This is a genomic window from Providencia alcalifaciens, assembly GCF_915403165.1.
Lineage (GTDB): Bacteria > Pseudomonadota > Gammaproteobacteria > Enterobacterales > Enterobacteriaceae > Providencia > Providencia alcalifaciens_C.
In genome coordinates this window covers 2893829-2906614 of record NZ_OU659204.1, presented here as the reverse complement: position 1 = coordinate 2906614, position 12786 = coordinate 2893829, and the positions used below count along the sequence as shown (strand labels likewise).

The window sequence follows — 12786 nt, the reverse complement described above, 5'->3', positions numbered from 1 at the left end:
CAATAGCTCCCTTATTTAGACGCGGTTTCAGGTTTTGCCTGAGTGTCTACAATGGATTGAGTTTCTAAGTTTGCTTGCTTCGGCACAACAACCATACCTGGTTTGATTTTCTGTAAGCCAATCACAATGACACGGTCGCCATCTTTCATGCCTTCAGTCACTAACCAGTTGTTGCCAATCGCTTGTGCGACTTGTACTTTGCGCACTTCAACTTTGTTTTCAGCGCCAACAACCATCACTTGCGCATCACCTTGCGGAGTACGTGCAACACCTTGTTGTGGGACTAAAATCGCGTTTTCTTTCACACCATCTTCTAAAATAGCGCGAACAAACATACCTGGCATCAGCTCTTTATTCGGGTTAGGGAATACTGCACGCATTGTGATGGAACCTGTGGTTTCATCGACAGTCACGTCAGAAAACTCTAATTGCCCTTTCTGAGCATATTCTTGCCCGCCATTAATGACTAAGCTAACAGGCGCTTTACCAGGCTCTTTTTGCAGAGCACCGTTTTCGATTTCAGCTTTTAAACGTAAGAAATCTTCACTCGACTGAGTGACATCCACATAGATTGGATCTAACTGTTGAACACGCATCAGTTCAGTTGCTTGACCAGCAGAAACTAAAGCACCTTCAGTCACATTGGATTTACCAGTACGTCCACTGATAGGAGCTGTGACTTTGGTATAATTCAAATTAATACGTGCTGTTTCAACTGCCGCTTCAGCCGCTTTTACCGCAGCCAGTGATTGAGCATACGTTGAGTTCGCTTGATCGTATTCTTGTTGGCTAATGTAATTCGTGCCAAGCAGTGGCTTATAACGTTTAACAGTTAATGCGGCGAGATTAGCATTTGCTTGCGCTTTGGCTAATTCTGCTTTAGCACTATTGTAGGTCGCTTGGAAAGGTGCCGGATCGATTTGATACAACGATACGCCAGCCTCAACATCGCTACCTTCTTTGTAGTTACGTTTTAAGATGATGCCACTTACTTGTGGGCGAACCTCTGCAATACGAAATGCAGATGTACGGCCTGGAAGTTCGGTCTTAATGGTCAGAGGTTCAGCTTTCAGCGTAACAATTCCTACATCAGGCGCCGGGCGTTCACCGCCACCTTTCTGTTCTTCGTTACAACCAGATAACGCTAAGCCGCCTGAAAGGACCAACAGAGCCAGAGGTAACACCCCTCTGTTTTTTCGCATAAGTTAACCTCAATTAATCGATATGAGTTCAAAACAAAATTAAGAAAAAAAGCAAATTATATGATTTATCACTATGCTATAGTACAAACATACACTAATGTATGTAAATCAGCTTTCGATAAAAACGGGCGTCAATGGCACGAAAAACTAAACAACAGGCTGAAGAAACCCGTCAGGAAATATTAGATGCAGCCATCAAAACTTTTTCTGAACGAGGAGTAACAGCCACATCATTAGCCGATATAGCCAAAGCTGCGGGCGTTACCCGGGGGGCTATATATTGGCATTTTAAGAATAAGGTGGATCTGTTCCATCAAGCCTGCGAATTTAGCGATAATCAAATTACTCAAGCTGAGGATTATTATCGTTCGAAATATACCAATGATCCACTTTTAATACTAAGAGAATTGCTAATATATATTCTTACCGATTTTATTAGTACTCCTAAAAATCGCGCATTAATGGAAATCTTTTTCTTAAAATGCGAATTAGTCGGAGAAATGGCTTCTGTCGTTGATTTTAAGCGTGAAAACTATCTGGCAAGTGAGCAGCGGATTATTAAAAATTTACGTGATTGTGTGGATGCGGGGCAACTTCCAGCCGATTTAGATTTAGCGTGTAGCGCGGTTATGATCCGCGCACTAATGTCGGGCTTACTCGAAAACTGGTTATTACAGCCAGAGCGTTTTATGATAGACGCACATACTACGACGTTAGTTGATACTCTATTAGAAACGCTTAAAAATAGCGTCTCACTGCGAGTCAAACCAACGCCAAGCGAATAATTGGAGAAAACCATGTCATCCATTTTGATCATTGCAAATGGCGCACCTTACGGAAGTGAAATGTTGTTTAACTCTCTGCGCCTAGCCATCACGCTAAAAGAGCAACACCCACAAACCGACCTGAAAATTTTCCTAATGTCCGATGCCGTCACTGCCGGGATCACAGCGCAAAAACCGAAAGAAGGGTATAACCTTCAGCAAATGCTAGAAATTTTAACCGCGCAGAATGTCCTTGTTAAATTGTGCAAAACCTGCACTGATGCTCGTGGTATCAGTGAGCTACCATTAATTGATGGCGTTGAAATCGGCACATTGGTTGATTTGGCTGCGTGGACATTAGACGCTGAAAAAGTTCTCACCTTTTAATTTTATAGCCATTGATTAAAAAGCTTTTTGAGAATTGAGCTGTGGTTTGTCAAAATTGCAGCTCAAATAGCAAGTTAGAACTAATTGGTATTAGCGCTAAACAATTTAAGTGCTAAATACTAAATAATAGTAGGATCACAACGAGATATCATGGGCTCACTGATGCAACATAGAAAAGTGTGGTTATATTCAATCAGAATATTTTTGGTATTTGCCATCACCTTTTTCTCTTTTCAAATTTCCGCAGCAACAATTAGTAATCTTCCCAGCAAAAACGAGATAAAAACAGAGCTCAATTCGCTAAATAAAAAAAACAATGCAGGGCAAGAAGATAAACTCGCTATCGCCGATTTGGAGAAGTCATTAAATTATTATGATGAACTGGAAAAACTCGATCAGCGTTCAGACGAACTGCAAAAAAAAATAAGTCACTCCGGTGAGGAATCAAAAAAAGCGGTTCAAGGTTTATTACAAATAAAAAATCAGAATGAAAATCCTGATATTAACTTTCAGCACCAAATTGAAAATAGCAGCCTGCAACAATTAGAGTCCATGTTGGCAACCCACTTGGATAACCTACAAGCTGAGCAAAATGATCTCGCTACTTACAACAGCCAACTGATTGGTTTGCAAACTCAACCTGAGCGCGCCCAAGCTATCATGTTGGACAATGCAAGAAGACTGCAAGAGATCCGCAACGAGCTTAACAGCACATTGACCGACTCCAGCAAGCTGCGCACCACACAAGTGAATATGCTGCAACTTGAGCAATACCTTCTACAGCAGCAAAACGAATTTCAAAAGCGCGTTCTTCAAGCCAATACGCAACTCCAAGATGTTCTGCAAAAACAGCGTGATTACACCGCGGCATACATTGAACAACTCGATGCGCGAATTCAGGTGATCCAAGAAGCGATTAGCAAAGTGCGTCTCAGTGATTCCCAATCGACAGTACGTGAAGCACAAAACACCTCTACAGATGATGCTGTGCAACAAAACCCGATTATTCAAAAAGAGGTGGAGATCAATAACAAGCTGAGTAACCGCTTGATTGAAGTGACTCAAGATGGCAACAAAATGGTGCAAAATGGTATCCGAGTGAAAACTTGGCTAGAGCGCGCCACGCAGTCAGAGCGAAACTTAAAAGAGCAAATCAACGTATTACGCGGCAGTTTGCTGCTATCGCGAATTCTCTTCCAGCAACAAATTGATTTACCCGCTGATATCCTAACCAAAAATTTGCCTGTCACCATCGCCGACCTGCGTTTGGAGCAGTTTGATATAAACCAGCAGCGTGATGCGTTATACCAGCCTACGGATTACATCAATAAGCTAGAGCATGAGCAAGCGGTTAAGGTTGGAGAGCAAGAAAATGCCCGTTTGTTTACCCCAGAAGATAAGGCGGCACTGGTAAAAATTTTGGATGTTCGCCGTGAATTATTGGATGAATTGAATTTACAACTCGGCGGACAAATTTCCCAAGCCATTAATTTGCAACTGGATCAAAACCAATTATTGAGTGTGGTCAGCTCGCTTGAACATACCTTGGCTCAGCAGATTTTCTGGGTAAATAGTAATAAACCGATGGATATTGAGTGGTTAAAAGCGTTCCCTGAAGCGGCCACAAATCAATTGACTCACCTCGATTTTGATTTTTCATTCTCTAGCCTGAAAAAAGGGCTGATGAGCTCACTCTGGGTGACGCTCCCCTTATTATTGGCGGCACTGATTTTTATCTGGTTGAATCGAAAAATCACCCAGCGTCTGCATGATATTGACCTGCGTTTATCCAGCCTGCGTAACGACAGCGTATTGAATACGCCGCTGGCTCTATTACTCACGTTGCTGCAAACCATCCCAATCTCATTAGTGGTTATCGCTATTGGTTACTGGTTCTTAAAAACCGGTAACCTGCAAGGGGAGTTTATTTGGTCTTATTTCTTGCAACTCGCTATTTTCTGGGCGCTATTTGAATTAACGTTCAGGGTGTTAAAGCCCCAAGGTATTGCAGAGAAACACTTTAATATTGAACATGAAAATGCCCAGCGTATGCGCCGTCGAATGGTGCGTTTATCGGTACCGCTGATCCCGCTTATCTTCTTTTCCACTTATGGAATGATTAACCCACTGAAGGTGTCTGAGGATGTGATTGGGCAGCTCGTGGTTTCTATCTGTTTATTATTATTGTGTATTTTTACCATTCCGTTCTGTAAACAGGTTTGGAAGGAAACGGGTAGCCACTTAACGCGCTCGATTTTGATTACATTACTGACATTCTCTCCGCTGATTTTAATTGGCTTGATGATTGCAGGTTACTATTACACCACACTCCGTTTAGCTAACCGTTGGTTAGATAGCTTGTACCTGTTGGTGCTTTGGTACATCACGTATAATGTTTGTTTACGCGGGCTCAGTTTAGGTGCAAGAAAACTGGCGTATAAGCGCGCCCTTGAACGCCGAGCGCAGTCAAAACAGCAAGAAGAGACTGAAAACGAGCCTATCAAAGAGCCGCCAATGACCATTGAGTTGATTAGCCAGCAGTCACTGCGCTTAACGACAATGGTGCTGTTTATTATCTTTGCATTTGCGTTTTACGCCATTTGGTCTGATTTTATTACGATTTTCTCCTTCCTCGATAGTGTCCAACTCTGGAGCTATACCGCAACATCAGCGGAAGGGGCGAATATCATGCAGCATGTGACCTTGGCCAACTTGATTTTAGCCGTAGTCATCGTGGTGGTGGCGTGGATCATGACGCGCAACTTACCAGGGTTACTGGAAGTGTTGGTATTGTCGCGCCTCAAACTGCGCCAAGGTTCCACCTATGCCATCACCACCATGTTGACTTATGTGATTGTCAGCATCGGGGCGATTGCATCCCTTGGCATGATTGGGGTTACGTGGAATCAGCTGCAATGGTTAGCCGCTGCCTTAACCGTTGGTCTTGGTTTTGGTTTGCAGGAAATTTTTGCAAACTTTGTTTCGGGGATTATTTTACTGTTCGAAAGACCGATTCGTATTGGGGATACCGTCACCATCGGGACATACTCGGGAACGATCAGTAAGATCCGTATTCGTGCCACCACGATTGTGGATTTTGATCGCAAAGAGGTGATTATTCCGAACAAAGCATTCGTGACAGAGCGCTTAATCAACTGGTCGCTGTCAGACACGGTCACGCGGATAACGGTCTCTTTAGGGGTTGCGTATGGTTCAGATCTGGAAAAAGTGAAGCGTATATTGCTGCAAGCGGCAGCTTCTAACAGCAAAGTGATGACGGACCCTGCACCAGCGGCATATTTCTTAAGTTTTGGTGCCAGCACGTTAGACCACGAACTGCGTTTTTATGTGCGCCAAATTGGTGAACGCACCATCACCAGTGATGAAGTGAACCGTGAAATTGACCGGTTATGCCGTGAAAACAATATCAATATTGCCTTCAATCAATTGGAAGTGCATTTGCATAACAATCAGGGTGATGAAGTGCAGGAAATGACGAAAATTATCAAAGACAAAGATAATGATAAAAATGGCGATGAAAAATAAGCTGCATTAATTACCATTCTGACAGGCTGCTTCGGCGGCCTGTTTGTTGAGGTAGTCCTGCTTAACTATCTCTAATGCTTTCAGGACGGTATGGGTATCGACTTCAGCTGATTCTAACAAGTAAATTAAATCCACCGCGAGCTGGGTTTCGAGTGGTGCAGTATCCAGTGTTTCCATTCACGATCCTTTAATCAAAAAATTGGTTTTCTTGGTGCTCGATGGCTTTTTCAATACGCATTAATGCTTGTCTACAACGGTATAAACGACCCGCTAATGCGGCGAGCTCTTTTTGGCACTGGTGTTGTAAATGCGAGTCAGTTAATCCACTTAAATAGAGTTCTTTTTCGCTCACCATGGCCTGTAAACGGCGTTCATAATCTTGATGTTGTGATAAACGTTCATATAAATCAACTTGTTCCTTTTTCGTCCGAAAAGAATCTTCTTTTTCCCGTAGCCCTTGTGTAGAAAGCTCTCGGGAGATAGCTTGCATTTGATGCACGATTTTTTCGGTTAAAAAGTTCACTTGCTGGGTATGGTTCAGGGCAACGCTATTACACAATTGCTGATACAAGGTATTGAGCTCTTTCTGGCAATCACCCAGCTTGGTGGATTTATGGCTAAATAGCTGCATATCAAATCGGGAGTGTGAAAACTCATGGTCTTTGATGGGGGCGACACGCACCGCTAATTCATCAATCTGCTTTTTTAATGCCTCTAACAAAGCCTGTGTTTTCATTTTTTATTCTCAATAAATGTGAAAAGTGGCGGAATATTGATATCCAACAATAAAACTTACAGCAAATAGACGGCTTCTTATTGCATTTTGATGGTAGTTTGCATAGATTCTACCCTTTCGTATTTACTATATTGGTTTTTATTATGACCGCTAAAGAGCAACAACTGCAATTGATTAAAGAAAGTATCGCGACTATCCCTAACTATCCAAAAGAGGGGGTACTGTTTCGTGATATTACCACACTGTTAACTGACCCGGCGGCTTATCAAGCGACAATTGATATGCTGGTTGAGCATTATCAAAACAAAGGTGTGACCAAAATTGTGGGTACTGAAGCCCGTGGTTTCCTGTTCGGCGCTCCTGTTGCATTACGCTTAGGCGTGGGTTTTGTGCCTGTGCGTAAAAAAGGCAAATTACCGCGTGAAGTTTTAAGTATGACGTATGATCTGGAATACGGCACCGACACACTGGAAATCCACAAAGACAGCATTACAGCACAAGACAACGTGCTGGTGGTAGATGACCTGCTAGCAACCGGCGGTACTGTCGAAGCGACCGTGAAAATGATCAAACAGCTAGGCGCAAAAGTGGTGGATGCTGCTTTCGTTATCGGACTGCCAGATTTAGGCGGTGTTGAGCGTTTAGCAAAAGAAGGCGTGACTTCCTATAGTCTTGTTGAGTTCCCTGGCCACTAATCTGCTCTGCACTCTTCTTACTATTTTTACTGCAGTCTCGCCCAATGGGTTGAGGCTGTGGTAGCATGGTACTATTATTATATCTATCAATGTCCCATGTTGAATAACAGTGGAATCCATGAGCTATCAGGTACTTGCCCGTAAGTGGCGCCCCCAAAAATTTTCAGACGTTGTTGGTCAGCAGCATGTGTTGACTGCACTTGCTAATGGGCTTGAGCACCAACGGCTTCATCACGCTTATCTTTTCTCGGGTACTCGCGGTGTCGGGAAAACCACGATCGCCCGTTTGTTTGCCAAAGGGTTAAACTGCGAAACGGGGATCACGGCAACACCTTGCGGAAAATGCGCCAACTGTTTGGAAATTGAACAGGGGCGATTTGTTGACCTGATTGAGATTGATGCGGCATCACGTACTAAAGTCGAAGATACGCGAGAATTACTGGATAACGTCCAGTACGCGCCAGCGCGTGGCCGCTTTAAAGTTTACCTAATTGACGAAGTTCACATGTTGTCGCGCCACAGTTTTAACGCGCTGCTTAAAACACTGGAAGAGCCACCAGAACACGTCAAATTTTTACTTGCCACGACCGATCCGCAAAAATTGCCTGTCACGATTTTATCCCGCTGCTTACAGTTCCATCTGAAAGCATTGGATGTCCCACAAATCAGCGAACAGCTTGAGTTGATCCTGAATGCGGAAAATATTGAGCACGATACTCGCGCTCGTCAGTTGATTGCTCGCGCCGCAGACGGCAGTTTGCGTGATGCGTTGAGCTTGACTGACCAAGCGATTGCTATGGGGCAAGGCAAGGTTACTGCGGATGTGGTAAGCCAAATGTTGGGCACGCTTGACGATGAACAGCCTCTTGCCATTATTGAAGCCTTAGTTCGTGCAGATGGTCTTGGCGTGATGGCTCAAGTCGATCAAGCCGCTTCCCGTGGTGCTGACTGGGAAAACCTGTTGGTTGAAACCCTCTCTTTGCTTCATCGCATCGCAATGATCCAGCTGCTGCCAGCGGAACAAGAAACTGACCCTTCCTCCACTGAGGGGCGGCTAAGGCAGGTGGCTCGATTAATTTCCCCCGCGGATCTTCAGCTTTTCTACCAAACCTTGCTGGTGGGGCGCAAAGAACTGACATTCGCGCCAGAGAGACGCATGGGCGTGGAAATGACGTTATTAAGAGCGTTAGCCTTCCACCCAAAGAGCGTTATTGAAGAAGTGGAATTGCCGCCGAAATTGGTTTCAAGCGTACCAGCGTCTACTTTTCAGCCGGAACCTGCGCCACCAACAGTAAGGCGCTCAGCCCCGCAATCGCCGAGCGCAGAGAACTTGCCTGAAAATAGCCCAACATTGCAGCTATTGAAAGCCCGACAGGCACTACAAACACCACAAAGTGAGGATCCGAGTCCAAAAAAGACTCATCCGGTGACGTCCGAAAGGGCTAAGCCGGCGGTTTCAGCACTTGAACGGCTGGCCGCGGTAACCAGCAAACATCAGCAAAATGTGATGGAAAAAGCGTCACAGAAGACAAAGTCTGCGAAACCGAAGCCTTACCAGTGGAAGCCTCAAAATGGTGAGGTTCTCGACGTAAAAGACACAGTGACAACGCCAACTGAGATCAAAGAGGCGTTGGAATATGAGAAAACCCCTGAATTAGCAATAAAAATCACCGAAGAAGGGCGCGAGCGTGATAGTTGGTCGGGGGAAATCGCACAATTAAATATTCCGAAGCTAGTTGAACAATTGGCTTTGAATTCATATAAAGAAGAATTGGACGAGTCGCAAATTGTATTGCACTTGCGCTCCGTTCAACGCCATCTTGATAAACCTAACGCTCTAAAAGCGTTGCAAGATGCGTTGAGTGAACATTATGGTCGCCTTGTTGAACTGAAAATCGTTCACGATGATAATACGGCGGTGAAAACGCCGCTGGAATGGCGTCAGGCGATTTATGAAGAGAAACTGGCGCAAGCCCGTCAGTCTATTATTGCGGATAAAACAATTCAAAAATTGCGCGCCATGTTTGATGCGCAGTTGGATGAAGAGAGTATTCGCCCCGTTTAACGCTACAGTTGCGAATCTGTAGCCTCAGTTGTGAGAGAAAACTATGTTTGGTAAAGGTGGATTGGGTAACCTGATGAAACAGGCCCAGCAAATGCAAGATAAAATGCAGAAAGTTCAGGAAGAAATCGCTCAACTCGAAGCTACTGGCGAATCTGGTGCTGGCTTAGTCAAAGTGACCATCAACGGTTCACATAACTGCCGTCGTGTTGAAATCGATCCTAGCCTGCTAGAAGACGACAAAGATATGCTGGAAGACTTGATTGCTGCGGCATTCAACGATGCAGCACGTCGCATTGAAGAAACTCAAAAAGAAAAAATGGCTAGCGTATCCAGCGGGATGCAACTGCCACCAGGCTTTAAGATGCCATTCTAATGCAAACGAGTCCGCTTCTTGAATCATTGATGGAAGCGCTGCGTTGTCTCCCCGGTGTGGGACCCAAGTCAGCGCAGCGAATGGCTTTCCAACTTCTGCAACGTGACCGTAGTGGCGGAATGCGTTTGGCTCAGTCGCTGACTCGCGCAATGTCCGAAATCGGGCATTGCCGCGATTGCCGCACATTTACTGAGCAAGACACCTGCAATATCTGCGATAACCCGCGCCGTCAGCAAAATGGGCTGATTTGCGTGGTGGAAAGCCCCGCAGATATCTACGCTATCGAGCAAACCGGTCAATTCTCGGGTCGCTATTTCGTACTTATGGGGCATTTGTCTCCATTAGACGGCATTGGACCGATGGATATCGGGCTAGATAGGCTCGAAGAGCGACTGGCATCGGAAACCATCACTGAAGTGATTTTGGCGACCAACCCGACAGTAGAAGGGGAGGCGACCGCGAACTATATTGGGCAGATGTGTGCGCAGTATGGGGTGGCGGCGAGCCGGATTGCGCATGGGGTGCCTGTGGGCGGGGAGTTAGAGATGGTTGACGGAACCACTCTTTCTCACTCGTTGGCGGGACGCCAACGGCTCTAAAGTCCTCGTCATATTTCAAATTGTAGGGGTGTTGGCTGCACAACCTCACCCTAGTCACATACTTCAGTATGCTCCTAGGGATAAGCTTGCTTGCCGCCTACCTACAACTTTGAACTATTTAGAGGATGGTATGGGGGGATTTTAAAAGCAAATTCAAAAGCAAAGCAAAACCTTCAAAGCAAAAATCTTAAAGTAAAACCTTCCAAGCAAAGCATCGTAATTTTTGGTCATTTCCTTTCGTTTAGATTAATTTGGCGGCTAATTTGTGGTTAGTGGTTGAATTCTATTTTTTTGTCCCCAAATTAGTTTCCATCGATAAGTCAAAACTAACTATTAGATTGATGATATAGAGGCGATTAATGAGTATGAAAGGACAAGAAACTCGTGGGTTTCAATCAGAAGTCAAACAACTGCTCCAGTTGATGATCCACTCTCTTTACTCAAACAAAGAAATTTTTCTGCGTGAGCTAATTTCCAACGCATCCGATGCGGCGGATAAACTGCGTTTTCGTGCATTATCTAAGCCTGAATTGTATGAAAATGACGGCGAACTGCGTGTGCGTATTAGCGCAGACAAAGACAAAGGTACTCTAACTATCAGTGACAACGGTATCGGTATGAGCCGTGAGGAAGTGATTGAAAACTTAGGGACCATCGCTAAATCAGGCACCAAATCATTTTTAGAATCATTAGGCAGTGACCAAGTCAAAGATAGCCAAATGATCGGTCAGTTTGGTGTGGGCTTCTATTCTGCGTTTATTGTCGCGGATAAAGTCACTGTTCGTAGCCGCGCCGCGGGTGCTGATGCGAGCGAAGGGGTATTCTGGGAATCTGCTGGCGAAGGTGAATACACTATCGCCGATGTCGAAAAAGCTGACCGCGGAACCGAAATTACCTTGCATCTACGTGATGACGAAAAAGAATTTTTAGATAACTGGCGCTTACGCTCTGTTATCAGCAAGTATTCTGACCATATTGCGCTGCCCGTTGAAATCGAAGAGAAAAACGAAGAAGACGGTACGGTTACTTGGGAAAAAATCAACCAAGCGAAAGCGCTGTGGACTCGCAGCAAATCTGAAATTTTAGATGAAGAGTATGTGGAATTCTACAAGCATATCTCCCACGACTACGCAGATCCATTAACGTGGGCGCATAACCGTGTGGAAGGGAAGCAAGAATATACCAGCCTGCTGTATATTCCATCTCAAGCCCCATTTGATATGTGGAACCGCGACCAGCGCCACGGGTTAAAACTGTATGTTCAACGCGTCTTTATTATGGATGATGCTGAGCAGTTTATGCCTAACTACCTGCGTTTCGTTCGTGGGGTATTGGATTCCAACGACTTACCGTTGAACGTTTCCCGTGAAATTCTGCAAGACAGTGCATTGACGCGCAATTTGCGCAGCGCACTGACAAAACGTGTTCTGCAAACACTGGAAAAACTGGCGAAAAACGACGCTGAGAAATACCAAACTTTCTGGCAGCAATTCGGTCTGGTCATGAAAGAAGGTCCTGCGGAAGATATGGGTAACGGTGAAGCAATTGCAAAACTGCTGCGCTTTGCGACTACCCATAACGACAGTAATGTACAAAATGTTTCTCTGGAAGACTATGTAAGCCGCATGGTGGAAGGTCAGGATAAGATTTACTTTATCACTGCCGATAGCTACGCTGCCGCGAAAAGCAGCCCGCATTTAGAACTGTTCCGTAAGAAAGGCATCGAAGTTCTGCTGTTATCTGATCGCATTGACGAATGGATGATGAACTACCTCTCTGAGTTTGATGGCAAACAGTTCCAATCTGTGAGCAAAGCCGACGAGTCATTAGACAAGTTAGCGGATGAAAATAAAGCTGAGCAAGAAGAAGCCGAAAAGCAGTTAGAGCCATTTGTTGAACGCGTGAAAACCTTCTTGGGTGACCGTGTGAAAGAGGTGAAATTGACTCACCGCTTAACCGATACGCCAGCCATTGTGACCACTGATGTGGATGAAATGAGCACCCAAATGGCGAAATTGTTCGCTGCTGCGGGTCAAGCTGCGCCAGAAGTGAAATATAACTTCGAGCTGAACCCGAGCCATGCATTGGTGAAAAAAGCGTCTGAAGTGGAAGATGAAAGCGTGTTTGCAGATTGGGTGGATGTACTACTCGACCAAGCCTTACTGGCAGAGCGTGGTACTCTGGAAGATCCAAACTTATTCATCAAAAAAATCAACGAATTACTTTTAAAGTAGTCCATTAAGGTATTTTCGTTTTCGAACATAAACCACGTAAAAAAGCGATTTTTTGCGTGGTTTTTTTCTTTTGCGAAAAAAGATAAATGGGAAAACGTTTACGTGTCTCCTTGAGTCAGATGCCATGCTAATGGTATGGTAGAGCGTTTTCTTTTCAAATTATAAAAAACTAAATAGCAAGGGGT

The 12786-nt window shown here is 44.7% G+C and carries 11 protein-coding genes; 8 read left to right on the top strand and 3 right to left on the bottom strand.

Annotated features, from left to right (window positions below; genetic code table 11):
* Positions 1-11 precede the first annotated feature (11 nt).
* Positions 12-1202 carry an efflux RND transporter periplasmic adaptor subunit gene (locus LDO73_RS13340; RefSeq protein WP_224058456.1) on the bottom strand — a complete coding sequence of 397 codons (1191 nt, stop codon included), beginning with the start codon at positions 1200-1202 and terminating at the stop codon, positions 12-14.
* A 134-nt stretch (positions 1203-1336) separates the two neighbouring features.
* On the opposite strand from LDO73_RS13340, the gene acrR reads away from it, so the two are divergent.
* From acrR to mscK, 3 genes are all read left to right on the top strand, one after another.
* Positions 1337-1987 (top strand): multidrug efflux transporter transcriptional repressor AcrR, encoded by a 651-nt coding sequence (acrR, locus tag LDO73_RS13335; protein ID WP_224058454.1) that lies wholly within the window; start codon positions 1337-1339, stop codon positions 1985-1987.
* Positions 1988-1999: 12 nt separating this feature from the next.
* Positions 2000-2353 (top strand): DsrE/DsrF/TusD sulfur relay family protein, encoded by a 354-nt coding sequence (locus LDO73_RS13330; RefSeq protein WP_224058452.1) that lies wholly within the window; start codon positions 2000-2002, stop codon positions 2351-2353.
* Positions 2354-2503: 150 nt separating this feature from the next.
* Complete coding sequence (mscK, locus tag LDO73_RS13325; protein ID WP_336431845.1) at positions 2504-5899, top strand: mechanosensitive channel MscK; 3396 nt, start codon at positions 2504-2506, stop codon at positions 5897-5899.
* Positions 5900-5905: 6 nt separating this feature from the next.
* Here the strand turns inward: mscK and LDO73_RS13320 are convergent, their stop codons facing one another.
* Entirely contained in the window at positions 5906-6076 is a 171-nt protein-coding gene (locus tag LDO73_RS13320; RefSeq protein ID WP_154602431.1) for a DUF2496 domain-containing protein, read from the bottom strand.
* Between the two features lie 10 nt (positions 6077-6086).
* The gene (gene priC, locus LDO73_RS13315) at positions 6087-6635 is read right to left on the bottom strand and encodes a primosomal replication protein PriC (protein ID WP_224058448.1); all 549 of its coding nucleotides are present in this window, start codon (positions 6633-6635) and stop codon (positions 6087-6089) included.
* 143 nt (positions 6636-6778) lie between these two features.
* Here priC and apt point away from each other — a divergent pair, with 143 nt between their 5' ends.
* The 5 genes from apt to htpG all read left to right on the top strand — a co-directional run bounded on the left by apt (position 6779) and on the right by htpG (position 12601).
* The gene (gene apt, locus LDO73_RS13310; RefSeq protein ID WP_224058443.1) at positions 6779-7330 is read left to right on the top strand and encodes an adenine phosphoribosyltransferase; all 552 of its coding nucleotides are present in this window, start codon (positions 6779-6781) and stop codon (positions 7328-7330) included.
* 118 nt (positions 7331-7448) lie between these two features.
* Entirely contained in the window at positions 7449-9395 is a 1947-nt protein-coding gene (gene dnaX / locus LDO73_RS13305; RefSeq protein ID WP_224058439.1) for a DNA polymerase III subunit gamma/tau, read from the top strand.
* A gap of 43 nt (positions 9396-9438) precedes the next feature.
* Complete coding sequence (locus LDO73_RS13300) at positions 9439-9768, top strand: YbaB/EbfC family nucleoid-associated protein (RefSeq protein WP_006659291.1); 330 nt, start codon at positions 9439-9441, stop codon at positions 9766-9768.
* A complete protein-coding gene (gene recR, locus LDO73_RS13295) occupies positions 9768-10367 on the top strand; it encodes a recombination mediator RecR (protein ID WP_224058438.1) in 600 nt (199 codons plus the stop codon). The genes LDO73_RS13300 and recR overlap by 1 nt, the downstream gene beginning before the upstream one ends.
* 359 nt (positions 10368-10726) lie before the next feature.
* A complete protein-coding gene (gene htpG / locus LDO73_RS13290) occupies positions 10727-12601 on the top strand; it encodes a molecular chaperone HtpG (protein WP_224058437.1) in 1875 nt (624 codons plus the stop codon).
* The last annotated feature ends 185 nt before the right edge of the window (positions 12602-12786 follow it).

Bases quoted from the DNA above. Each gene is read 5' to 3' on its own strand.
- htpG (WP_224058437.1), top strand. From the start codon at position 10,727: ATGAGTATGAAAGGACAAGAAACTCGTGGGTTTCAATCAGAAGTCAAA.
- LDO73_RS13320 (WP_154602431.1), bottom strand. From the start codon at position 6,076: ATGGAAACACTGGATACTGCACCACTCGAAACCCAGCTCGCGGTGGAT.
- LDO73_RS13330 (WP_224058452.1), top strand. From the start codon at position 2,000: ATGTCATCCATTTTGATCATTGCAAATGGCGCACCTTACGGAAGTGAA.
- dnaX (WP_224058439.1), top strand. From the start codon at position 7,449: ATGAGCTATCAGGTACTTGCCCGTAAGTGGCGCCCCCAAAAATTTTCA.
- priC (WP_224058448.1), bottom strand. From the start codon at position 6,635: ATGAAAACACAGGCTTTGTTAGAGGCATTAAAAAAGCAGATTGATGAA.
- recR (WP_224058438.1), top strand. From the start codon at position 9,768: ATGCAAACGAGTCCGCTTCTTGAATCATTGATGGAAGCGCTGCGTTGT.
- apt (WP_224058443.1), top strand. From the start codon at position 6,779: ATGACCGCTAAAGAGCAACAACTGCAATTGATTAAAGAAAGTATCGCG.
- acrR (WP_224058454.1), top strand. From the start codon at position 1,337: ATGGCACGAAAAACTAAACAACAGGCTGAAGAAACCCGTCAGGAAATA.
- LDO73_RS13340 (WP_224058456.1), bottom strand. From the start codon at position 1,202: ATGCGAAAAAACAGAGGGGTGTTACCTCTGGCTCTGTTGGTCCTTTCA.
- mscK (WP_336431845.1), top strand. From the start codon at position 2,504: ATGGGCTCACTGATGCAACATAGAAAAGTGTGGTTATATTCAATCAGA.
- LDO73_RS13300 (WP_006659291.1), top strand. From the start codon at position 9,439: ATGTTTGGTAAAGGTGGATTGGGTAACCTGATGAAACAGGCCCAGCAA.